This window comes from Rhodococcus yunnanensis NBRC 103083, assembly GCF_001895005.1.
GTDB lineage: Bacteria > Actinomycetota > Actinomycetes > Mycobacteriales > Mycobacteriaceae > Rhodococcoides > Rhodococcoides yunnanense.
The window spans coordinates 240244-263598 of sequence record NZ_BCXH01000005.1 but is presented as its reverse complement, the minus strand read 5'-3'; the positions used below and the strand labels follow the sequence as shown (position 1 = coordinate 263598).

The following is a 23355-nucleotide window of genomic DNA, read 5'->3' as shown; positions in this document are numbered from 1 at the left end:
CGGGCTCGACTACTCGCTCGGCTGCGGCAGGTTGCAGTCGGTGACCTTCGGGTTAACACCCGCGTAGTTCAGCGGGCCCGCGACGACGGTGAGGGCGATGGTCCCGACCCCGGCGCAGTTCTCGGGTGCGCTCGAGACATAACCGCGTTGAAACACGGCGATGGCTCCGATGACGAGCCAGACGATGACGATCAGAGTGACGAACCGCATTTCCATCCCCTCCCGTAGCCGAGTGTCGGCTACCGCGAAACGGGCGAATACCCCGTTCGCGTCGGCCGAAACGTCTACGACTTCCGTCATCGAACACAGACGCCGACGACCCGGTCATTCAACCGAATGACCGGGATCGACGGCCACTCGATCTGGTGGCGCGCTGCCGATTCGGCATTTGTAGTGTTACCTCCGAAGAAGGGAACAACACTCTCGATGAGCACCAGACGATCTCTCGATTCCTACGACGCATACGGCGGATGGACCGACGATTCGCGTCGCCGAAATCGGAGCAGACGACGACGCCACGCCGAGGCTCGTCGCAAGCGTCACCGAACGCGTTCGGGCGTACTCCTCGGGGTCGGATTCGTCGCTGTCGCACTGGTGGCGCTGCTCGGCTGGTTCGGTTACACGGCGAAGTCCGCGTACTCCGATCTGAACGCAGCCAAGAGCCATGCGAGCGCAGCCAAGGCCGCACTGCTCGCAGGAAACATCGACCGCGCACGGGAACAGTCGGCTGCGGCCGTCACCGCCTCGCACGATGCCGCGAGCGCGACGGCCTCGCCGATCTGGAAAATGGCGTCGGCGATCCCGTACGTGGGAAGCCCGATGAATGTCGTGACCGAGATCGCCGGTGCGGTGGACGATCTCGCCTCCGAGGTACTCGTGCCCACTGTCGATGTCGGATCCACGCTCGACCCGGCGCACCTGCGCTCGCCCGACGGCCGGATCGACATCACCACTCTCCGTGACGCGGCGCCGATCCTGGCCCGCACCGCACTTGCCGCGTCCGAGCTCGATGTACGCACCGCGGCGATAGCGGCTCCGTCGTTTCTGCACCAGGTCGACGACGCGCGGGTGCAACTGCAGGACCAGGTCCACGAGTTGTCGACGCTGCTGACCAATACCAGTATTGCCGCCGAGGTGCTCCCGCCGATGATCGGCGGTGACGGTCCGCGCAACTATTTCATGGCGTTCCAGACCAATGCCGAGTCGCGGGGCACGGGCGGGCTCATCGGCGGTTTCGGAATCGTGTCGGCGGTGGACGGGCGCGTACATGTGGACGATCTCGCGAGCAACTACGAGTTGAGTCGGCAGTACGACCCGATCGACCTCGGGCCCGAGTTCGACGCTGCGTACGAGCAGAAGTTCCAGTCCACGCAGAATTGGCAGAACAGCAATGCGAGTCCACATTTTCCGTACGCCGGGCAGATCTGGCGTTCGATGTGGCAGCAGGAGACCGGGCAGGTCGTCGATGGGGCGCTCGCGACGGATCCGGTGGCACTGAGCTACGTTCTCGACGCGATCGGACCTGTCACGATGCCGGACGGTGAGGTGATCGATGCCGACAACGTCGTACGAATCACCCAGTCGGACGCATACTTTCGATTCCAGGACGATCAGCGAGCGAGGAAGAACTATCTGCAGGACATCGCATCTCGTGTGGTGACCGAGATGCAGGGCGACATCGGGTCGCCGACAGCACTGCTGGGCGCTCTCGGTCGCGCGGCGAGCGAAGGCCACATCTCGGTGTGGAGTGCCGATCCTGCGGTGCAGAGCATTCTCGGGCCGACGAAGATCGGACACGAGGTGCCCGACACGACGGCGCCGTACGCAGCGTTGGTGGCCGCCAACGGTGCGGGAGGAAAGCTCGACTACTACCTCGCGCGCAACCTCACCTACACGGGCGGTTCGTGCGATGGCCCGACCCGACAGACCACGGTGGTTGCCGAGATCACGAACAACGCTCCCGCGCAGAATTATCCGGTGTACATCGCCGGGCGGCAGAACGAATCCACGCGTTACGACGGCCCGCCCGGCACCAACAGGACCATCGTCTCGCTCTACGCCACCAAAGGTGCGACGCTGAAGAACGTCACCGTGAACGGCTCGCCGGTGTTCGCCCTCACCGGGGCCGATCGTGGGCATCCGGTCTTCTACATGCCGATCGTGACCGAGCCGGGCCGAACGAACGTCATCGAGTACGACCTCGTCGAGCCCACTGCGCCCGGTGTACCGCAGGCGCCCGTTCAGCCACAGGTTCAACCTGCGTCGTCGACGGTGGATCTACCAACCTGCAGCTGAAGTCAACGCAGGGGTTTGAGGACCCTGCTCGGCACCCAGTGCGTCACCGTCTCACTGCGATCCTTGGACATCAGCTCGTAGGTGACCCGTCCGATCCAGTCACCGTCGACGGTCATGGACCATTCGGTCAGGTCACCTGGAACGACCTTGCGCACGTCGAACCCCTCCGCCGTGTACTTCCCGGCGTGGTGGGGCGGCTGCGGATAGAGAACGGCGAGATCCACCAACACCTTGACCGACGGCGTGAGGACCTTGAACGGCCGTCGGCGAGGATCGCCTCCACTACTCGATCCACGGACATTCACTGTTCGATCATATGTTCGATTCCCGAACAATTCAAATGCCGATGCCGCGGCGGTATCCGTTCAGCCGCTGGTCGACAGCCCGAACGCCACCGTCGACGCACTCGAGCGATGGTGAAAGATCCTGATAGTTTCCAGTGAAATCTTCCAAGATCGGGGACCCGGCTCGACATCGGGTCACCCGAACTGTGAGTGTTGAGGCGAATCGTCGCCGAAAAGTTTGGAGTAGTACCCGTATGAAATTCACGTCCCGCCCGGTCCTGTGTATCGCTGCAGCGTTGACTGTGGGGTTGGTCGGCTGCGGGTCCGACGATGCGTCCGACGCGTCCGCCGACGACAGTGCCGCAGCGAGCAGTGCCGACGCAGGGGCCACAGGAGAGGGCACCACCGAGGTGTGTGCTGGACTTCAGGACATCTCGGACTTCGAGATGTCCTCGATGAACACTCTCGCCAGCGCTGACCCCGCCGATTGGCCTGCACTGCAGGCTGCGCTGGTCGGGTATTCCACCGGCCTGGCCGAGCACTACGACCCCGCGATCGCATCCGCCGACGAGGAGATCTCCTCGGACCTGACCAAGCTCAGGGACGCGAGCTCCGCAGCGACCAGCAGTGCCGCGGATGCGCCGTCGTACGAGGCGTTCAACGAGCAGTCGACCACCTCGATCGACGCCGATACCGCGCAGGCTGCGATCGATGCCAGTACACGCGTCGATCAGTACGCCCAGAACACGTGCGGATTCTCGATCAATCAGCAGCAGGACGCGCCGCAGCAGGCGCCTGCGCCCGCACCCGCCGGCTGATCGGTAGCTGCACTCAGGGAACGAACGGCGGCGCGTCGCGCCTGAATCCCCAGCGCCACACTTGGCCGAGACGTGCCAAGCGGGCACGTCGGGGAGCCGGCGCGGCGCCTGCGAACACTCCGAGGAACGTCACGGCGGCGAGTTCGATTCGCTGGGCATAGCTGGTCGATCTGCTGCAGTGGTACGACGTCAGACGGATGGCGGCGTCGGCGCGTGCGCGCTCCAGCTCCCGCCCGTGATCACGCTGCGCGCAGACGTGTTCGATTTCCGCTCGTCGTGCCACGAGCAGAACCACACCCTTGGCGGCCGCTCGACGAGACAGGTCCGCGTCCTCGTCGTGACGGAACCTGAGGTCGAACGGGCCGAGCTCACCGAGCAGCTTACGGTCTGCGAACAGCGCACTACCACACACCTTTTCGACGACGACGACATCTTCGTCGACCTCGGCGAGCGAGCGTGCGAACCGAGCACGCCGCCGCGAGCGGGACATCGAGAAATCCCACTGCATGTACGCGTCGGACTGCACGTCGCCGTCTCGCTGCAGCCATCCGCCGATCAACGAGTTGCGGTGGTGGTCCGCCGCATCCAGAAACCGAGCGAGCCCGTCGGGCGCGAGCGTCGCGCCCGGATCGAGTACCAGGATCGAGTCCGACGTCGACTCGGCGACCGCAAGGTTGACGGCGGATCCGAATCCGACAACGGAATCCGTCCGCAGCACCAGCACGCCCGACGCATCGGTCGCGTCCACGGTGACCCCGGAACCGACGTTGTCCACCAGGACGATCGAACCCTCGACGTCGGACGCGGCGTAGGACGCACGCACCGAGTCGATGCACTGTCGGAGGAGACTCGGATCGGCGTCCGAACACACGACGACCACATCCACGCTCACGTCGTGTGTCATTGTCTCTCGCTCGAATCTTGCTGTATCACTGCAACACTCCCCGACGAAGTTTGCCGATTCCGACCGCGGGACTTGCATGCCGCCTTCGCGTGAGCCGAACAGGCTCCGATGCTCGGCGGCCGTACGTCCCGACCCTTTTCTATTCACAGGAATGACACACCGGAAACAGATCGTTGTCAAACCGAGATAAACAATTCAACGACCCGGCATTCGAATTACTTCACGTGAGAACTACAAATACGAGTAATACCCACGTTTTCGAACGCTCGACGAACCGAAAACAATTCGATCACCCGAAATGCCGGTGGTAATTCGGCGTCACCGGCCCCTGGATGATGCGAAATCAGTGCGCGCCCATGCTTTCTGCGTAGTAGCCGCGGATGTGCGCGGCGATACGCTCCTGCGCGAGAGCGGGCTCTCCCGATTCAATGGCGTCGACGATGCCCCGATGTTCATGCCGTAATCGACTGCATGTCGAGTCCCAGGTGTGAATCGGCGCGCCTGCGAGAACATAACTTTCGATCGACTCACGCAGTCCGGTCATCATCGCGGCAATGACGTTGTTGCCTGCCGCGTCGGCGAGCGCCACGTGGAATTGCGCGTCCAGAACCAGAAATTCGGGAGCATCGAGACTCGGTGCGTCCATGGCGTCGAGAAGCTCTTCCGCGTCCGACAGATCCGGTGTCGGTGTTCGTGTCGCGAGCGCCTCCATGACCTGGCTTTCGAGCAGCAACCGGGTCTGCACGATGTCGGAGACGGGAAAGTTCTTGGCCGCGACCTGCAGTCGCATCAGCATCGACATGCCGCCGGTCGGGCGGGAGACGATCATGGCTCCCGACGTCGGACCCGATCCTGTTTTCGAGGACAGCAGCCCGAGGGCTTCGAGCACGCGGAGGGCTTCGCGCACCGATGACCGCCCGACGTTCAGCTCGGCAGCAAGGGCACGTTCGCCGGGTAGCCGCTGGCCGGGAGCCACTTCTCCCGATACGAGCAGCTTCTCCAAATGCCCGAGAACGATTTCCCAGGCGCGGGGCTCGGCAGTCGGTGGCATGCCATGAGCCTATGCAACCGGTGCGCGTGACCGGTCTTGCGGGAGACTCACACCACAGGTTAGTGTGGTCAGACCACAGAGGCCGGGTGTCCACGGAGCCCGTTCGGAATCCACCACGAGGACGTTCTTTCGATGACGAAACGCCAGATCCCCAAGGTCCGCGACCTCGCGCCCCTCATGCAGTTCAAGAAGCCGAGCCTGGACTTCAAGAAGAACCGCCTCGCGAAGGCGCAGACGGTCTACGACCTGCGCCGCATCGCGCAACGGCGCACCCCGAAGGCCCCCTTCGACTACACCGAAGGCGCCGCGGAAGCCGAGATCTCCCTCGGCCGCGCACGTCAGGCATTCGAGGACATCGAGTTCTCGCCGTCGATCCTGCGTGACGTGTCGAAGGTGTCGACCGGATGGGACGTCCTCGGCGCACCCGTCGCGCAGCCGTTCGGAATCGCCCCGACCGGCTTCACCCGCATGATGCACACCGAGGGCGAGATCGCAGGCGCACACGCTGCAGCCAGGCACGGCATTCCGTTCTCGCTGTCGACGATGGGCACGACGTCCATCGAGGACGTCAAGGCCGCGAACCCGTTGGGCCGTAACTGGTTCCAGCTGTACATGTGGAAGGATCGCGATCGTTCGATGGCGCTGGTCGAGCGGGCGGCCGCGGCCGGGTTCGACACACTGCTCGTCACGGTCGACGTTCCGGTCGCCGGAGCGCGCTTGCGCGACAAGCGAAACGGCTTCTCCATTCCCCCGCAGCTGACCCTGAGCACCATCGCCAACGCGCTGCCACGGCCGTGGTGGTGGTACGACTTCCTGACCACGGAGCCGCTGTCGTTCGCGTCGCTCGACCGATGGTCCGGGACCGTCGGTGAGTTGCTCGATTCGATGTTCGACCCGACCGTCGACTTCGCCGACCTTCGTTGGATCCGCGACCAGTGGCCCGGCAAGGTGGTCGTCAAGGGCATCCAGAGCGTCGACGACGCCAAGAAGGTGGCCGAGATAGGCGTCGACGGCATCGTCTTGTCGAATCATGGTGGTAGGCAGCTCGATCGAGCGCCCATTCCATTCCACCTGCTGCCAGAGGTCGTCCGCGAGGTCGGCAGCGAGTACGAGATCCACCTCGACACCGGCATCATGTCGGGCGCCGACGTCGTCGCCGCGGTAGCGTTGGGAGCGCGGTTCACGTTGCTCGGACGCGCGTACCTCTACGGCCTGATGGCGGGCGGCGAGGACGGCGTCGATCGGATGATCGAGATCGTCAGCGGGCAGGTCGCGCGCACCATGCGTCTGCTCGGTGTCAATTCCCTCGAAGAGCTGGAGCCTCGACACGTCACGCAGTTGACGCGGTTGGCTCCTCGCTGAGTGCGGTTACGCCGCCGCTCGCTGGTACGCCGACCCGAGTGCGGCGAGCACCAGGGCCAACACGGCACAGGGAGGGTTTCCCAGTAGCGACAGAAGTGTCGGCGACGACGACGTGAACGCAGTCCACAGACTCACCACCGACGAGGCGAACATCAGTCCCGCGACCGACCACGCAACCACAGGTACAGGACGCGCGGCGGGAAGCAGACACAACACCACCGGCACAGCGAGTACCACCATCGCCGCACTGCCGAAATGCTCACCTATCGGCTTGGAGCACTCGGACACCGGTAGCGACAGGCCGAGTTCGCAATCGGTGATCTGGTAGAGCGGCCAGGCTGCGACGAAAGAACCGAGGACACCGGTTGCCAGTGCCAGCACCAGCCATGCCACTCGAATCACCGTCATCGCCTGATCTTGCCACGAACAACACCTGTAACAAGACGGACCAACCAGACAAAGGGTGCACAGACCGCCGATGGGTCCACCGCGTCGGCACCGGGGGGGTGGCCACGCGAGAAATGCTGGGTCCTAGCGGGAGCTGGGATTTCGGTAGGGCATGTTCCACAACTCCACGGTCTGCACCACCCAGAACAACGCGAACTCGATCAGCAGTGCGAATTCGGCGACCAGCACGTACAACGTCCATCGGACCGTCACGGACAGAACGAACACTGCGATCAACGTGACCAGCATGGCGACGCCGACTGCTCGGTATGCCGCCACGTACCGGCTCGACGTCCCTGGATCGACCTTCGCATGAAATGCGTTGACCCACACCGCGAGAATGATGTATCCGAACATCGCTGCCGCAGCCCAATCGTGGCCGTGACGTTCGAACCATGAGGACGCGAACACGAACTGCGCGGCAAGCGCCACGGTGAACACGCCTCCGACGACGCGCGCGATGGTGCCGAGAAACGTCCATGTGCTCCCATATCTCCCTGGAGCGAGCAGCACCGACATCAAGAGCACGAGCAGCACTCCGACGAAGACGACCGACACGTTGTTGCCTATCGCCTGGCCCGCGTTGTAGACCAAGGGCAGACCCGGACCACCGCAGACGCCTCTGGCCCGCTGCACTCCGTCGGGTTCGAGGTTGGTGGGCCAGCCGGTGGGAACCATTGCTACGACGAATGCCCAGATTCCCGCGAAGTCGTACAGCACGTTCTCGGTGTCGGTACTTCCCTTGTAGACGATGAGGAGGGCGCCCGCTGCGCACAGAACCGCGATGAACACCGCGTGCACATCCGTGAAGTAGTAGGCGCTGATCGACGACTGCAAGCACCACCCGGATGATCCGGCCTGGATGAATATCGACACGAACAGCATCAGAACCAGGATCACCATGCCGATTCGGAGACTGCGATACGTGCTGAGGACGTTGGAATCTCCGAATGCACCGGCGGGCGGCGGCCCGCCACCGTCCTCGCCCACCTCCGGTCCGTTCATGCAGGTCCCCCATCCCGCCGGCTTCTGAGACGACTGATGATTGAACTCCACGCCTGCACCGGATGGGTGCGATTGGAAAAATTCAGTGCGTAAAAGTTCGGATCGGTAATGAACTAGTGTCACGAACAGATAACTCAGCAGACACACGACAACCACGCACACCACAACGGGTGTCACGGAGGGCCCATGCCGCAACGTTCGGATCGTTCCATCACGCGCCTGCCGCGTCGGTGGCGTCGGGCTGCCGCTGTGCTGCTGGTCGCGGGATCCGTGCTGATAGTGCTCGTCGGCTGCTCCGCGAGCGCCGAGGACATCTCGGTACCGACCTCTGCGGCACAGGAATCCACGGCACAGGAATCCACGGCACAGGATTCGACGACGCCCGGCAGCACGACGACGCCTCCGTCCGGCACATCGACGATGCCGCCGTCACCTGCGTTGGTGCCACCGAGTGTCATTGCCTCCGTTGAATCGACGACACTCCCTGCCGAGAACCTCTCGGCCGCACCACTCCCGGCGCCGGAAATCGACGCGCCGGGAACATGCGTCGAGTGCGGCGCACCGATCGTGCCGGCCGATCCGGTCCTTCCGCCCCCGAGTCCCATCGATTCGCGCGGTTTTCCGCTGGGGACCAATTGTGGAACGGTGTCCTGCACCTCGCCCGACGGCTTGATCTTCGTCAATCCCGACGCTGTTCCCAACCTCAGGGCGCAGCCGTTCGATCTACTGTGCGGGCAGATCTCGTGTGCTCCACCGGGACTTCAACTCAGCCCCGAGGTACTCCCGTCGACCGGAAGCGCGGGCTGAGGAACCCCAAGGCCAACCGGTAGTAGGGTTTTCATTCGATATCGACCGAATAACTTGTTTCCGTTCCGCTTGCCAACCCTATGGCCGATACCGCACCATGAACCAGTGAAAATACGGGATCGTTCTCCTCGCCCGCCCGGCGCTGCGGGCCCACTACAGCTGACAGCCGTTATCGGACTGCTGGTACTCGTTGCCGCTGCGATCGCCCTGGCAGGGGCTACCGGACGGTTGTGACCGGTGCGACAATCGAGCCCGTGAACACTTTCCAGCAGCTTGCAGGCGTGGCGAATGTCGTCATGCGCCCGCTGATCAGCGCACCCGTCGTCGGCCGATTGCTGTCCAAGGCCATTACGGACATCACGTACGTGGGAAGGAAATCGGGTCGCACGTTCAGCATTCCCGTCGGATACAAGCGACGAGGCGACCAGGTGACCATCGGTGTCGCCGTACCCGATCGGAAGGGTTGGTGGCGTAATTTCTACCCCGACGGCGGTCCGATCTCGATTCGCCTCGACGGCGTCGATCGCCCCGGGCACGCGGTCGCGCACCGGAAGGGCGGCAGCGTCCACGTCAGCGTGCAGCTCGATCCCGCCGGCTGACACTTACCCGCGAATTGTGCTCAGCCGAACGTCGCCGTCAGGGCAGCATCGAGGTCGGCAACCAGATCGTCCGGGTCCTCGAGGCCGATGGAGAATCGCAGGTGTCCCCACCGCCGGAACTCCTCGGGGTACTGGCGAACCCGCGGCCCGTCGGTCCCGACGTGGACTATCAGCGATTCGTCGTGCCCCAGCGACACCGCGGAGGTGATGACTCGCAGGTTCGAGACGAATCGATTGTGTGTGTCGGAGTCGCCGTCGACGCCGAACGCCATCATCGCCCCGAAGCCCCGGCCCTCGAACTGCCTCGTCGCCAACGCATGCTGTGGATGCGACGGCAATCCCGGATAGGCCACGTAGGTCACTCTCGGGTGACCGTCGAGGAATTCGGCGACGCGCTGCGCGGTGTCGAGATGCCGTGCGAGCCGCAGCGGCAGCGTGATCGAGCCTCGGGTGATGAGCCAGGCGTTGAACGGCGAGATGATTCCGCCGACGTCGACCATGGCGTCGGACTTGATGCGGGCTATCAGCTCGCGTGAACCGACAACAGCTCCGCCCATCGCATCCCCGTGCCCGTTGATGTACTTGGTGAGCGAATGGATCACCAGATCGGCGCCATGGTCCAACGGCCGAAACAGTGGCGGCGGGGTGAATGTGGAGTCGACGGTGACCAGCGCCCCCGCCTCGTGCGCGACGTCGGCCACGGCGCGAATATCGGTGACCTTCGTGGTGGGGTTCGCCACGACCTCCACGTGCACCAGCTTCGTGTCGGGACGTAGTGCAGCACGGATGTTCTCCGGGTCGGAGGCGTCGACGAACGTGGCCTCGATGCCGTACTTCGACGGCAGCAGTTCGGTGAACAGACGCCACGTCGCCTCGTACGTGACGTCCGCAACGACGACATGGTCGCCGGAGTTCAGGAAGGTGAAGAACACCGAGTGAAGCGCAGCCACGCCGGAAGCCAACACGACAGCGTCCTCGCCGTGCTCGAGCACCGCCAGCTTCTGCTGCAATGCAAGCTGATTCGCTCCCGAGTTTCGCGTGTACAGCGGGACCTCGGTGCCCGACCAGTCGAGCCCGGACGGATCCTCCGGCAACGCGTAGGAGTTGGCCAGAACCAACGGGGTTCTGATCGCACCGGATCCGGGATCGATGCTGTTGCCCGCGTGCACCGCCTGAGTGAGGAAAGACAGTGTGCTGGGGTCGTGCTTGTCGGGTCGGGTCGTCACCTCGTCAAGGGTAGAAGACGCACGCCGGGAACACCTGCGCGACGCTCGATCAGTTCACCAAACCCTCGCTCTGGAGCCACTGGTAAGCGACGTCGGAGGGGTCCTCGCCGTCGATGTCGACCCGACCGTTGAGTTCCTGCATGAGGTCGTCGGTGAGGCGCTCGGAGATGACGGCCATCAGGTCGGCGATCTCCGGGTGCTGTTCGAGGACCGCGCCGCGGACCACGGCGGTGCCGCTGTAGGGCAGGAAGAACTTCCGGTCGTCGTCGAGCACGGTGAGATTCAGGTTCTTGACTCGACCGTCGGTGGTGTAGACCATGCCGAAGTTGCACGGCGCGCTCTGCGCGGTGGAGGTGTAGACGACACCGGCGTCCATGCGTGTGACGTTGCCCGACGGTACGCCGTCCGCCCCGTTGAGCGGGATGCCGTACGTCTCGAGCATCGGCACGAATCCATCTGCACGGCTGAAGAATTCATCGTCCACGCAGAAGGTTCGGTCGGCGACGGGGAGTTTCGCGACGTCGGACAGCGTTGTCACGCCCAGCTTCTCGGCCGTTCCGGCGGATGCCGCGAACGCGTAGGTGTCGTTGAAGTTGGCCGGCGGCAGCCATTCGAGATCGTAATCCTGCTTCTCGACGTCGTGGACACGTTGCCAGAGCTCACCGGGATCGGCGATCGTCTCGGTCTCGTTGTGATAGTTGACCCAGCCGGTGCCGGTGTATTCCCACAGTATGTCGGCGTCGCCGTTGAGTTGCGCTTGACGTGACGACGCCGACCCGGGTGCACCTGTCAGATCGGTGACGTTCGCGCCTGCGGCGGCGAGATACGTTGCGGTGATCTTGCCGAGGAGGACACCTTCGGTGAAACTCTTCGACGTCACCACCAGCGATGATCCGTCGAGCGGAGTGGCGCCGTCCGTGAGCGTCGTGTTCTCGAAAGTGCCTGCCGAGCTGACCAATCCGCAACCTGTCAGCGCAGTGGCGAGCAGGGCCACTCCGGCAAGTCCGAGACGCCGAATCATGCCACTCCTCGCGGGGTTGCGACGAGCTCGACGAGTCGTCCGAGCCAATCGATGATCAGTGCCAACAACCCGACGAGGATGGCACCGGAGATGAGTAGTTTCGGCAGGAACAGCGTCACGCCCGTGGTGATGAGTGTGCCGAGACTCGTTGCGCCGATGAAGGTACTGAGCGTCGCGGTGCCGACCAGGATCACCAGCGCCGTGCGTACACCGTTGAGAATGACCGGCACGGCGAGGGGCAACTCGACCTGCGCGAGCGTCCGCAGTCCGGAGAATCCGATACCGCGTGCTGCTTCGATGGTGCGTTTGTCGACCTGGTCGATACCGATGATGGTGTTCTGCAGGATCGGCAGGATCGCGTAGACGACGAGTCCGACCACGGCAGTGCGGAATCCGGTGCCCAGCCACATGGTCAGCAGCACGATGAGACCGACGGCAGGGGCGGCCTGACCGACGTTGGCGAAGTTGATCACGAACGGCTTGTACGGCCTGGCCTTGTCCCGGGTGAGCAGGATGCCGAGCGGAATGGCGATGACGACCACGATGACGGTCGCGGTCAAGGTCAGTTTGATGTGATCGAGGATGGTGACCTGCAGGTTCGCCCAGCCGAGTGACGCCTCCTCCGTCGGAGTGAGCGTCGTCGACTGGTACCACAGGATGTAGCCGACGCCGAGGATCACGATCAGCAGCGGCTCGAACCATACGTCGATCGGTGTTCGCCGTAGTCGATTCATGCTTGTCGATCCTCGGTGTGCGCGGAGTAGGAGACGTGCCCGTCGCCTGCACGCGCGTCGGACAACTGACTGCGAATGACCGCCATGACAGTGGCGATGGTGAGCGACCCGGTGACCGCGCCGCGGCCGTCGGTGACGAGGACACCGCCCTGGCTCGCGGCGAGCATGCTGTCGAGAGCGTCGTTGAGTGTCGACGACGGTGCGACGGTGGGCAGTCGCGTGTCCACGTACCCGGAAACTCGGTCCTTGGTGGCCACCTCGTCGAGGGACGGCCACGACTGTGGGCGTCCGTCGTCGTCGACGACGACGATCCAGGTGACCCCGGCAGCAGAGGCCCGCCCGATCACTTCCTGGGAGGATTCGCCGACGCGTGCGGTGACGACCGAATCGTGTTCTACGTCTTTGACTCTCGACAGCGTCAGATGCGCGAGCGTGGCGCCGGAGCCGATGAACTCCTCCACGAACGGGGTCGCGGGCCTGGCCAGAATCTCCTCGGGCGTCGCGTACTGTTCGATCTTGCCGCCCTCGGACAGGATCAACACCTTGTCGCCGAGTTTGGTCGCTTCCTCGAAGTCGTGGGTGACGATCACGATGGTCTTCGCGACCTCGTGCTGGATCGCGATCAGACTGTCCTGCAAGCGGACTCGGGTGATCGGATCGACGGCACTGAACGGCTCGTCCATCAGGAGCACCGGCGGATCCGCGGCCAGTGCACGGGCGACGCCCACGCGCTGCTGCTGTCCACCGGACATGTCCTTGGGGAGCCGATCACGGAAGGTGTTCGCGTCGAGTCCGACGAGGTCGAGCAGATATTCGGTGCGCTCGGCGATCCGCTTGGAGTCCCAGCCGAGAACGCGCGGGATGGCGCCGATGTTCTTCGACACCGACCAGTGCGGGAACAGTCCGCCTGCCTGGATCACGTATCCGATGGACTGCCGGAGCTTGTCCGGGTCCTCACCGGTGACGTCGCGGTCACCGATGAACAGACGGCCCTCGGTCGGTTCGATGAGCCGGTTGATCATCTTCAGCGTCGTCGTCTTACCGCACCCGGACGGCCCGACGAAGGCGACGATGTGCCCGGCTTCGATCTCGAGGTCGATCTTCCGTACGGCGGGCTCGGTCTGCCCGCGGTACTGCTTGACGACGCCGTCGAGCCGAATCGATGCACCGGTGACGGTGCGTTCGGTGTCGGTCATGACAATCCCTTCGAGATGGTGAGGCGCCCGAGTAGGACGAGCAGAGCGTCGAACACCAGCGCGATGACGACGATGAGAATTGTTCCGGTGAAGGCCATTTCGACGGAATTGGTGCCGCCGAGGCGGGACAGTCCGTTGAAGATCAGCGAGCCGAGTCCGGGGCCGAGCACGTAGGCGACGATGGCGGCGACTCCGACGACCATCTGCGTCGACACCCGAATTCCGGTGAGGATCACCGGCCAGGCCATCGGTAGCGATACGGAGAACAGGATGCGGGTGCGCGAGAGCCCGATTCCTTTCGCCGACTCGATCACCGTGTCCGGCACACCGCGGAGGCCGACGATGGCATTGCCGATCACCGGCATCGCCGCGAAGAACGCGAGCATGATGAACGACGGCACCACGCCGAGTCCGAACGGGACGATGAGCAACGCCAGCAGCGCAAGTGACGGGATGGTCAGTGCGACTCGGCTGGTCGTCAACGTCAGGGCCGAGAACAGCGGAAGGCGATGCACCGCGATGGCAATGGCTACGGCGACGAGAGATCCCACGAGGACCGTCTGAAATGCAAGGGATGCATGCTGATAGGTCAGAAACGAGAGAAACTCACCTCGCCCCTGAAGGTAATTCCAGAGATTCACGAAACTCCTTCTTGCGGCATGCTTTAGAAGACACAACGGTTCCCGGTGACACCCCCGTGTGTCAGGTGGCGACGATACCGGCACAGCGGCAATTACGCCGGATTTCAGGGAAATGCCCGAGCGTGCGCACACGGACCGAATTCGCGGCCCGGGCCGTCTACCAGCACCTACTTGAAATTCGCAGGATGTCCGACGTCGCTTGTCAAGAATTCAAATCAGCTCGAGTAAATAGATTGTGGTGCCAGTTCCCCGTCCGGAACTCGGGTGTTACTGCGCTGCGCGTTCGACTCACGCTGATCTCATCCATTCCTCCGCTGAAGTCGATGCGCGAAAATTCTTCGAAGCCCAACGAGGACAGGACACGACACCATGACGACGGCCATCGAGCGCATCGCCCCACCGGCTCTCGACTCGGAAGAACTCCAGTCGATCATCGACGACATAGCTGCGGACGCCAAGCGGCGCCGCGAGGGTGAGGACGCGCCGCCGCTCGCGGCGATAGAGCTCATCCGCACACATCGCCTCGGCGCAGTGCGGCTGCCGGTCGACGAAGGGGGCGCCGGGTATTCGCTGCACGAGCTCTTCACCCTGCTGATCCGGCTCGCCGAAGCAGATCCGGATGTCCCCCACATCATCCGCATTCATCTGGGCTTCGTCGAGGAACGTCGGCGGACCCCCGATCGAGAATCGGGTCGATTCTGGCTCGACAAGGTACGGGAAGGACTGCTCATCGGGGGTGCGAGCAGCGAGCTGACCTCACGCGCTGTCGGTGTCTACACCTACGATTCGACATTGCTTCCCGACGGCGACGGTTTCCGTCTGAACGGCACCAAGTTCTACAGCACCGGCAGTTTGTTCTCCGACTACATCCGAGTCTCCGCGAACGACGCCGACGGCAAGCAGATCTCGGCAGTGGTACCGGCCCACCGGGAAGGCGTCGTACACGTCGACGATTGGGACGGCATCGGCCAGCGGCACACCGGAAGTGGGACGACGCGTTTCGACAACGTCCGGGTGGAGAAGTCCGAGCTCCTGCCGTTCCAGTGGTCCGAGCACACCGTCCGCCCCCGTCAGGCGTTCCCGCAGCTTCTGCTGCATGCAGTCGCGGCAGGAATCCTTCGCTCGATCGTGACGGACGCGTCGGACCTGGTTCGAGGCAGGGCGAGGTCGTACACCTTCGCGAGTGCCGAGGAACCGCGGCACGATCCTCAGTTGCTCCAGATCATCGGGGCGCTGTCGGCGGCGGCGTACGCCGTGGAGGCCGTCGTTCTCACCGCCGCGCAGGCGCAGGACCTCGCCACCGACGCAGCGCTGTCGTCGGGGCAGCCCGATGAGAAGCTCGAGCACGACGCTGCCCTCGCAGCCGCCAAGGCGAAGATCTCGGTGGAGGGTTTGGCGCTGAACTCGGCAACCGATCTGTTCGCCGTCGGTGGTGCTTCGGCGACTCGGCAGAGCGCACACCTCGACCGGCATTGGCGGAACCTTCGGACCTTGTTCTCCCACAACCCGACCGTCTACAAGGCCCGTGCCGTGGGGGACTTCGTCGTCAACGACACCGCGTTGCCGTCGGTGGGCTTCTTCTGATGCGACTGCGCCGCAGGACAGAACTCCGATGCTGAACTTTCGGCGGTTGATGTTGCTGCGCGATCTGGCCGAGCTCGGCACGGTCACCGCCGTCGCCGAGCGACGCAACATCACCAGTTCTGCGGTGTCCTCTCAACTTCGAGTGTTGGAGGACGAGGTGTCCGCGGTGCTGTTCCGGCGCGACGGCCGTAATCTACGCCTCACCGAGAGCGGCGAGACCCTCGTCTCGCACGCGCGCGAGATTCTCCGTGTCGTCGACGAGGCGACGAGCGCGGTCGCCAGGACACGGGATCGCAACGGCGGGCGCATCGCGCTCTCCGGATTCGAGACGTCCATACCCGGTCTCGCCGCTCCGCTGTTGCATCGACTCCGACGAGACAAACCCGAGCTGACCGTCCGTGTCGTTCAGGCGCCGACGCCGGTCTCGCTTCGGTCGCTTCGGCACGGTGACACCGATGTCGCGCTCACCTCTCGACTCGACTTCCGCGCCGCCGATCCGTTGAGCGGCCTGCACAGCCACGCGCTGCTGCGTGACCCCCTCGTGCTGCTGGCACCGGCTGCTGTCGCACTTCGTGTTCGGACGGTAGGCCTTCGGTCGTTGGCCGACGAGGCGTGGATCACCGGGCCACAGGACACCGGGCTCGCCGAGGCACTCACGCTGCTCGGCGAGCGGCACGGGTTCACGCCCAAGATCGAACATCGGGTGGTCGGGGCGCCGAACATGTGCCAGCTCGCCGCTATCGGAGGTGCGGTGGCACTCGTGCCTCGAATGTCGGTGCCGCCGACCCTCGAATCGATGATCGTCGACGGCTTCGATGTCGGCAGCCGCACCATCGACGTGGTGCATCGCGAGGGTGCGCTCGAGAATCCCGCAGTGTCCGTCGTCGTGCAGACACTGCGGGACATCGCGCATCAGCGCGTGGCCGCGGCCACCACCGCATCCTGATCCGATACCTCCGCCAGACCGGGCGCCTCCCCCACCGACGGCACGTTGACGGGCTCGGTCCCGTTGAGTACGAAGTCCCCGATGGCCCTCTCTCGGTAGATGACGGGGTTGTGCGAGGACAGGGTCCGCACGTTTCGCCAGTGCCGATCCAGGTGCAGGCTCTCGTCGAGTGCCGACGCTCCACCGACCTCGAAGATCTCCGCCGTCGCTCGCAGCGCGAGGTCGATGACCGATGACTGCGCACGGTAGGAGCCCAGCTCGGCCGTCAGCTCCGCCTCACGCACCGCCGCCTCGGCGTCCTCGGTGCGTGCGGCAGGTTCGGCGACACGCAGCGCGTAGCGCGCGTCGACAGCGGAGTCCAGTTCGTCCGCAGCACCGAGCACGATCTGCTTCAACGCGTGCGCGACGGCGTCGACCCGCCCGATGACCTGCTGTACCTGCGGATCCTCACGGGGCAGGTCGGCGCTGGCCTGACTGTAGGAGCGGCGCCGACGCCGGACGAAGCCCGCCGTCTCGTCGACCGCGGCCCGTACGATGCCTGCGATGGTCGCCAGATGCGTCAGCTGCAGCCCCGCCAGCTGCCCTGCGAGTACCTGTTCCTGCCTGATGATGTCCTCGGGCGATACGACGACATCGGTGAGGACCGTCGTGCCGCTGCCGCTGGTCCGCTGCCCGAATCCGGTGTAGTCGTCGAGCAATTGGACGCCGGGCGCGTCGCTGCGGACGACGGCGGTGACGCGCTCGCCCTCGTCGGTGACCACGGCGACGGAGACGTAGTCGGCATACAGTCCACCGGTGCTGTAGTACTTGGTTCCGTTGAGCAGGAACGTATCCCCGTCGGCGCGCAGCGTCGTGTTGGTGCGCCCGCGGATGTTGCCTTCGCGCTCACTGCTCGCGTTGCCGACGATGGCGCCCTCGGCGATTCGCTGCAGCCACAGCTGTCCGCGTTCGGTGTCCCGCTCGCGCAATCGGTCCTCGGTGAACCGGAAATGGACTCGAAGTGCCTGCACGAGATTCGATTCAGCCGCCCCCAGTTCGACGAACAAGCCGAAGAGCTGCCGCAACGACACCCCGAAGCCACCGAGCTCACGGGGTACGCGCAGCGCACCGAAACCGAGTTCACCGAGCCATCGCGCCTCCTCGATCGGAACACGGCGTACGGTCTCGCGGTCGAGCGCGCCCTCGGCGATACGGTCGAATGTCGACCGAAAGCGTTCCAGCAACTGAGCATCGGTCAATGCCGTCTCGATGTGTAGAGCTGTCGATGTGGTCATGAGTAGTCCTTACCGGTAGAAGTGGTCACGCTGGGACGGTGTCGCGTGCGCCGGACTCGGCCCACCCGGGTACCGATTCGATCAGGTCACGCGTGTAATCCTGGGTCGGTGCGGCGAACACATCTCGCGCCGAACCGGATTCGACGACGATGCCGTGACGCAGCACCGTGATGTCGTCGGCGATCTGCCGCACGACGCCGAGATCGTGCGAGATGAGCAGATAGGTCGACCCGAGCTCGTGTTGCAGGGCCACGAGCAGCTCGAGAATCTGCGCCTGGACCGTGACATCCAGCGCGCTGGTGGGTTCGTCGAGCACAAGGACCTCGGGTTCGAGTGCGAGCGCCCGAGCGATCGCGACGCGCTGGCGCTGTCCGCCGCTGAGTCGTTTGGGTAGAGAATCGTGCGCGGCTGCCGGAAGCCCGACGAGTGTGAGCAGTTCCCTGGCCTTCGCAGCGCGCGAGGCCCTGGTGCCTATTCGGTACCGCAGCAGCGGCTCGGCCACCGACTGCGCCGCGGTGTACGTGGGATCGAGTGAGACGAAGGGATTCTGATAGACCAGCTGCAGCCGTCGTCGCGCATCATGTAGGGACTCCGGCTTCGAATGATCGAGCTGCGCTCCGTCGATGAACACCTCACCCGATGTCGGATGATCGAGCCCGAGGATCAAGCGCGCGAGCGTCGTTTTACCGGAACCGGATTCGCCGACGATCGCGTGGGTCGTTCCGCGGCCGACGTTCAGATTCACACCGTCGAGCGCCAGTACACCCCCGCGCGCGAACCTCTTGCTCACATCGACGATGCGAACCGCACTGCCGGATTGCTGCACCGGAGCTGCGGTCAGTTTGCCGAACTTGTCCGCGTTGAGAGCAGGTACATCGGCCAGCAGGCTGCGCGTGTAGTCGCTCGTCGGATTCTCGAACACCACTGCGGCACTGCCGGTCTCCTGAACTCTGCCCGCCTCGAGGACCACCAGATCATCGCAGCGCTCCTTGGCGAGCGCGAGGTCGTGAGTGATCAACAACAACGAGGAGCCGAGCTCGCCGCGCAGATGATCGAGCAGGTCGAGTACACGGCGCTGCACGGTGACATCGAGCGCGGACGTCGGCTCGTCGGCGATCAGCAGCGTCGGCCGCGCTGCGATGGCCGATGCGATGAGAACACGCTGCAACATACCGCCCGAGAGTTGGTGCGGGTACCTCGTCGCGACCTCGGCGGGACGCGGAATCCCCACCTCGGTCAGCAGTTCGACGACGGTCGCACTGCCGTCATGCGCGGATCCGGTCACCGCGAGCGTTTCGAGCAACTGGCTCTCGATCGTACGCACCGGGTTGAGCGAGTTCGCCGGATCCTGCGGGACATAGGCGATGTCGTTTCCGCGCAACGCCCGCAGCCGTGCAGTGGACGCCGTCGACAGCGACTCACCGTTGTAGGTCACCTCACCCGCCTCGATGACGGCATTCGGCGCAGCGAGCCGCAGCACCACATTGGCCAGTGTCGACTTCCCCGAGCCCGATTCACCGACGAGCGCCACCGCGCCGCCCTTCGGCACGGCGAACGACACCTCGTGTACCGTGCGATGGACCTTCCCGCGGGTCCGGTATCCCACCGTCAGTCCGTCCACATCCAGCACGATCTCACTCATCGTTGGTCAACTCCTTCACGACGACGGAAAGACGATTGAAGGCAAGTACCGTCAGGACGATCGCGATCGACGGAACTGCGACCATCCACGGGGCGGAGAACACGTAGTTCTTTCCCTCGGCCACCTGCACTCCCCATTCGGGCGAGGGCGGTGAATCACCGTAGCCGAGGAATGCCAGTGACGCGATCGCCAGAATGGCCGCACCGAACTGCAGCACCGACAGCGCGAGCACACTGGAGCGAGCGTTGGGCAGCACGTGGGACAGAATCGACGCACGCCCTCGTGCGCCGACCAGTTCGGCGGCTTCGAGATACGGGAGTGATCGGATACGAAGGACTTCCGATCGCATCAGTCGAGCGAACGTCGCCACCGACGAGACACCCACTGCGATAGCGGCATTGATCGTCGAGAACCCCAGTGCTACGACGATGGCCATCGACAACAGCAGCGCCGGGATCGCGATGAGGGTGTCCACCAACCTCATCAACACACTCTCCACGGGGCCGCCTGCGTAGTAACCGGCGATCAGACCGATCGCCGAACCCACCACGAGACCGATCACGACGGCCAGCAGTGCACTGACCACCGACATTCCCGTGCCTTCGATGAGCCGCGAGTAGATGTCGCGTCCGAGGTAGTCGGTACCGAGGAAGTACGTACCCGACGGCGCGAGCAGCACCTCGTTCGAGTGTTCCTGGAACGGATCGTGCGTGCGGAGCAGTCCCGGGACGATCGCGGCGATCAGGATGATCGCGACGACGATCGAGGACAGGATCGTCAACGGGGACAGATGTCTTCGCAGTCCCGACCAATCCCTCGACCGGCGAGGCGGGGTGACCGCCGCGTCCGGCTTCTCGGCAGTGAGTGTCATCGAAGTGCCTCCACACTGGTCGGGGTGACGGTCGCCGCGGCTTCGGTCGGTGCACCCTTGAGTCGCGGGTCGAGCAGTGGATAGAGCAGGTCGACGCCGAGGTTGACCACGACGACCACTCCGGCGGCGAGGAGAATGACGCCCAGTAGCACCGGTGAATCCTGGCTCGACACTGCGGATTCGATGACCGAACCGATTCCGTGCCTGTTGAAGATCGCCTCGACGATGACCGAGCCCGTGATCAGTTCGGCTGCGGCGAGACCGAGCATGGTGACTCCCGGCAGTGACGACGGACGCGCGATGTGCGCGAACAGCAGTCGCGGCGTACTCATACCCTTGGATTTGGCGAACGTGACGAACGGTTCGGTCTGCACTTCACGCGCATTCTCGATCAGTACCCTCGCGAACGGCGCCGAAATGGGGAGCGCCAGTACCGCTGCGGCGGGAAGTGCGCCGACCCATCCGTCGGTCTTCAGGGTGCTGAACAGACCGAGATTGTAGGAGAACACCTGGAGCACCAGCAGACCGAACACGAACGTCGGCACCGACAGCAGACCCGCGGGAACCGACGCCGCGAACCGGCGTACCGGCAACGCCGGTGCGACCGTGGCGATCACGGTCAGCACCAACGCGATGAGCACCGAGAACACGAGCGTGATCACCGACAGCTGAATCGTCGACGGCAATGCCTGCAGTATCCTCTCACCGACCGGCTCCACCGTGGTCAACGAGTATCCGAGATCGCCCTGGAACAGCCGAGACACGGCCCGCCACAACTGCACCGTCAGGGGCTGATCCATCCCGTAGTAGGCGAGCAACTGATCGATCTGCTCGGGCGAATAGCTCGAATCGGGGTCGTTGAGCCTGGCGCTGATCGGATCACCCGGCAGCACGAAGAGGAGCAGGAACACCGTCAGATAGGACAGGGCAAGCACGATCAGCCCGTGCCCGACCCGCACCAGCGAGTACTTTCGGTAGGAATCGATCGGTGCAGCCATGTCAGTCGTCCAACCAGGCGTCGTAGAGGTAGGAGCGGCCGAGCGTCTCCGCTTTGAAGCCGTACAGGTTCGGTGCCGTCGCGAAGGACTGCTGGGTCTCCTCCAGCGGAATCACAATGGCGTCGTCGAGCAACTTCCGCTGCGCCTTGTCGACGGCCTCGGTCCGCTCGTCACCGACGGGAATGGTGGCGATGGCACCGACGAGTGAATCGAATTCGGCGTTGTCGTACCCGCCTGCACCGCCGTCGCGGTACCTGGTCCACAGCTGGCTGACGTCGGCGCCTGTCTGGTGATTCCAGTAGAAGACGTTGTCCGGCGCCGTGGTCACGGTCGTGTACGTCGTGCGATCGACCTTGCTGACGTCGATCTTGATCCCGATGCGTTCGAGCTGGATGGCGATGAGCTCGGCGTCCTGCACTGCGGCGACCCAGTTGAGCTCGGGGTAGAGCGTGAACTCCAACCGCTGTCCGTCCTTGGTCCTGATGTTGTCGCTGTCGCGGGTGGTCCAGCCTGCTTCGTCGAGCAACGCCTCGGCCCCAGCAGCGTCGTACGGGTAATCGCTGACCGCCTCGCTGTAACCGGGTGTGGTGGCCTGAATCAGGCCGGTGGCCTTGATCCAGTTGTCGTTGTAGATCGCACCGAGAATTTCGTCGACGTCGATCCCCTTCTGAATGGCGCGTCGAACACGGACGTCGGCCACGGCCGCGTTGGCGGACGGGTTGATCGACAGTTCCCGCACGGCACCGAACGGCCGCGAGGCGATGTAGTGGAAGCCTTTGCCCTGCAGCTGCTTTTCGTCGGTGATGAGAATGTCCCGTGCGATCTGCGCCTGGTTCGACAGCAGCAGTCCTGTCCTCGACGAACCTTCGCTCGAGACGATGTACGTCACCGAATCGAGGTACGCCTCACCGGTGTGGTCGGCCGATCCCGGGCCCCAGTCGTATCCGTCACGCTTGACGATCTTGATCTCGGTGCTGCCTTCGACCGAGTCGACGACGAACGGCCCGCTGCCGACGGCCTGGCTCACGTCGGCGACTTCCTCGTACGGGAGGTCGAGTGCGGCCTGACCGAAGATCGAATGCCGAAGATCGCTCAGACCGTTGAGGAATCCGGTGTCGGTCTTCTTCAGAAAGATCCTGACCTGGTTCTCGCTTGCCTTCTCGGCGTGGTCGTAGTTGTTGAACTGCGGTTTCGACGGCGAGTAGCCCCGCGCGGTGTCGCCGTACCCGAACCGATCGAGATTGGCGACGACGACCTCGGGGGTCAGCGGGCTGCCGTCGCTGAAGGTGACGCCGTCGCGCAGGGTCAGCAGGAACTCGGTGTAGTCGTCGTTGATCTCCCACGACGCCGCGAGCCACGGTTCGAGTGTCCCGGTCTCCGGATCGAGGTAGACCAGCTGATCGAACAGATTCACCGAGACCGACGAGTTCTGCCACAGGCGCAGGTCCTGCTGCGCGAAACTCGTGAACTCGCCGCTCTCGAGGAAGATGACGTCGCCGCCCTGCTGTGGTTCACCGCCACCGCTGCTGTCGGGGCTTGCACCCGCCCCACCGCAGGCAGCAACGAGCACTGCCACGACGGAGACTGCGAGACCGGCGGCCGATCGCCGGAATCGGATGGATGTGGTCATGATCGTGTGTTCTCCAGATG

General features: G+C 64.2%; 23 protein-coding genes. 7 read left to right on the top strand and 16 right to left on the bottom strand.

Annotated elements, in window-relative coordinates:
- Positions 1–9: 9 nt before the first annotated feature.
- Positions 10–210 (bottom strand): hypothetical protein, encoded by a 201-nt coding sequence (locus tag RY1_RS11315; RefSeq protein ID WP_072803767.1) that lies wholly within the window; start codon positions 208–210, stop codon positions 10–12.
- A gap of 216 nt (positions 211–426) precedes the next feature.
- Between RY1_RS11315 and RY1_RS11310 the strand changes: the two genes are divergently transcribed.
- Positions 427–2295 carry a DUF4012 domain-containing protein gene (locus tag RY1_RS11310; RefSeq protein ID WP_072803766.1) on the top strand — a complete coding sequence of 623 codons (1869 nt, stop codon included), beginning with the start codon at positions 427–429 and terminating at the stop codon, positions 2293–2295.
- Positions 2296–2297: 2 nt separating this feature from the next.
- Here RY1_RS11310 and RY1_RS11305 read toward each other — a convergent pair whose 3' ends face one another.
- A complete protein-coding gene (locus tag RY1_RS11305; RefSeq protein ID WP_072803635.1) occupies positions 2298–2600 on the bottom strand; it encodes a hypothetical protein in 303 nt (100 codons plus the stop codon).
- Between the two features lie 233 nt (positions 2601–2833).
- On the opposite strand from RY1_RS11305, the gene RY1_RS11300 reads away from it, so the two are divergent.
- A complete protein-coding gene (locus RY1_RS11300; protein ID WP_072803634.1) occupies positions 2834–3397 on the top strand; it encodes a hypothetical protein in 564 nt (187 codons plus the stop codon).
- Positions 3398–3410: 13 nt separating this feature from the next.
- Here the strand turns inward: RY1_RS11300 and RY1_RS11295 are convergent, their stop codons facing one another.
- Both RY1_RS11295 and RY1_RS11290 read right to left on the bottom strand, forming a co-directional pair.
- On the bottom strand, positions 3411–4301 hold the full coding sequence (locus RY1_RS11295; RefSeq protein ID WP_072803633.1) for a glycosyltransferase: 891 nt from the start codon (positions 4299–4301) through the stop codon (positions 3411–3413).
- A gap of 343 nt (positions 4302–4644) precedes the next feature.
- On the bottom strand, positions 4645–5352 hold the full coding sequence (locus RY1_RS11290; RefSeq protein ID WP_072803632.1) for a FadR/GntR family transcriptional regulator: 708 nt from the start codon (positions 5350–5352) through the stop codon (positions 4645–4647).
- A gap of 132 nt (positions 5353–5484) precedes the next feature.
- Here RY1_RS11290 and RY1_RS11285 point away from each other — a divergent pair, with 132 nt between their 5' ends.
- On the top strand, positions 5485–6714 hold the full coding sequence (locus tag RY1_RS11285) for an alpha-hydroxy acid oxidase (RefSeq protein ID WP_072803631.1): 1230 nt from the start codon (positions 5485–5487) through the stop codon (positions 6712–6714).
- Between the two features lie 6 nt (positions 6715–6720).
- On the opposite strand, the gene RY1_RS11280 is transcribed toward RY1_RS11285, so the two are convergent.
- Together RY1_RS11280 and RY1_RS11275 are read right to left on the bottom strand one after the other, a co-directional pair.
- A complete protein-coding gene (locus RY1_RS11280; RefSeq protein ID WP_072803630.1) occupies positions 6721–7122 on the bottom strand; it encodes a hypothetical protein in 402 nt (133 codons plus the stop codon).
- Positions 7123–7245: 123 nt separating this feature from the next.
- Positions 7246–8166, bottom strand: coding sequence for a hypothetical protein (locus tag RY1_RS11275; RefSeq protein ID WP_139279808.1), 921 nt, complete (start codon positions 8164–8166; stop codon positions 7246–7248).
- A gap of 186 nt (positions 8167–8352) precedes the next feature.
- On the opposite strand from RY1_RS11275, the gene RY1_RS29950 reads away from it, so the two are divergent.
- Both RY1_RS29950 and RY1_RS11265 read left to right on the top strand, forming a co-directional pair.
- Positions 8353–8973 carry a hypothetical protein gene (locus RY1_RS29950; protein WP_156376388.1) on the top strand — a complete coding sequence of 207 codons (621 nt, stop codon included), beginning with the start codon at positions 8353–8355 and terminating at the stop codon, positions 8971–8973.
- Positions 8974–9227: 254 nt separating this feature from the next.
- Complete coding sequence (locus RY1_RS11265) at positions 9228–9572, top strand: PNPOx family protein (RefSeq protein ID WP_072803764.1); 345 nt, start codon at positions 9228–9230, stop codon at positions 9570–9572.
- A gap of 20 nt (positions 9573–9592) precedes the next feature.
- Here the strand turns inward: RY1_RS11265 and RY1_RS11260 are convergent, their stop codons facing one another.
- Genes RY1_RS11260 through RY1_RS11240 form a run of 5 tightly spaced genes read right to left on the bottom strand, consistent with a single transcriptional unit; the run spans position 9593 to position 14390 of the window.
- Positions 9593–10798, bottom strand: coding sequence for a trans-sulfuration enzyme family protein (locus RY1_RS11260; protein ID WP_072803628.1), 1206 nt, complete (start codon positions 10796–10798; stop codon positions 9593–9595).
- Positions 10799–10847: 49 nt separating this feature from the next.
- Positions 10848–11819, bottom strand: coding sequence for a glycine betaine ABC transporter substrate-binding protein (locus RY1_RS11255; RefSeq protein ID WP_072803627.1), 972 nt, complete (start codon positions 11817–11819; stop codon positions 10848–10850).
- Positions 11816–12553 (bottom strand): ABC transporter permease, encoded by a 738-nt coding sequence (locus RY1_RS11250; protein ID WP_072803626.1) that lies wholly within the window; start codon positions 12551–12553, stop codon positions 11816–11818. The genes RY1_RS11255 and RY1_RS11250 overlap by 4 nt, the downstream gene beginning before the upstream one ends.
- The gene (locus RY1_RS11245; protein WP_072803625.1) at positions 12550–13749 is read right to left on the bottom strand and encodes an ABC transporter ATP-binding protein; all 1200 of its coding nucleotides are present in this window, start codon (positions 13747–13749) and stop codon (positions 12550–12552) included. The genes RY1_RS11250 and RY1_RS11245 overlap by 4 nt, the downstream gene beginning before the upstream one ends.
- The gene (locus RY1_RS11240) at positions 13746–14390 is read right to left on the bottom strand and encodes an ABC transporter permease (protein WP_072803624.1); all 645 of its coding nucleotides are present in this window, start codon (positions 14388–14390) and stop codon (positions 13746–13748) included. The genes RY1_RS11245 and RY1_RS11240 overlap by 4 nt, the downstream gene beginning before the upstream one ends.
- Positions 14391–14759: 369 nt before the next feature.
- On the opposite strand from RY1_RS11240, the gene RY1_RS11235 reads away from it, so the two are divergent.
- Both RY1_RS11235 and RY1_RS11230 read left to right on the top strand, forming a co-directional pair.
- The gene (locus RY1_RS11235; protein WP_072803623.1) at positions 14760–15974 is read left to right on the top strand and encodes an acyl-CoA dehydrogenase family protein; all 1215 of its coding nucleotides are present in this window, start codon (positions 14760–14762) and stop codon (positions 15972–15974) included.
- A gap of 28 nt (positions 15975–16002) precedes the next feature.
- Positions 16003–16920: a LysR family transcriptional regulator gene (locus tag RY1_RS11230; protein WP_072803622.1), complete on the top strand. Its 918-nt coding sequence runs from the start codon at positions 16003–16005 to the stop codon at positions 16918–16920.
- Here the strand turns inward: RY1_RS11230 and RY1_RS11225 are convergent.
- Genes RY1_RS11225 through RY1_RS11205 form a run of 5 tightly spaced genes read right to left on the bottom strand, consistent with a single transcriptional unit; the run spans position 16887 to position 23335 of the window.
- Positions 16887–18194, bottom strand: coding sequence for an acyl-CoA dehydrogenase family protein (locus RY1_RS11225; RefSeq protein ID WP_072803621.1), 1308 nt, complete (start codon positions 18192–18194; stop codon positions 16887–16889). The genes RY1_RS11230 and RY1_RS11225 overlap by 34 nt on opposite strands.
- Before the next feature lie 25 nt (positions 18195–18219).
- Positions 18220–19836: a dipeptide ABC transporter ATP-binding protein gene (locus RY1_RS11220; RefSeq protein WP_072803620.1), complete on the bottom strand. Its 1617-nt coding sequence runs from the start codon at positions 19834–19836 to the stop codon at positions 18220–18222.
- Positions 19829–20707, bottom strand: a complete 879-nt coding sequence (locus RY1_RS11215) for an ABC transporter permease (RefSeq protein ID WP_072803619.1) — start codon at positions 20705–20707, stop codon at positions 19829–19831. The genes RY1_RS11220 and RY1_RS11215 overlap by 8 nt, the downstream gene beginning before the upstream one ends.
- Positions 20704–21705, bottom strand: a complete 1002-nt coding sequence (locus RY1_RS11210; protein ID WP_072803618.1) for an ABC transporter permease — start codon at positions 21703–21705, stop codon at positions 20704–20706. The genes RY1_RS11215 and RY1_RS11210 overlap by 4 nt, the downstream gene beginning before the upstream one ends.
- Before the next feature lies 1 nt (position 21706).
- On the bottom strand, positions 21707–23335 hold the full coding sequence (locus RY1_RS11205) for an ABC transporter substrate-binding protein (RefSeq protein ID WP_072803617.1): 1629 nt from the start codon (positions 23333–23335) through the stop codon (positions 21707–21709).
- Between the last annotated feature and the right edge of the window lie 20 nt (positions 23336–23355).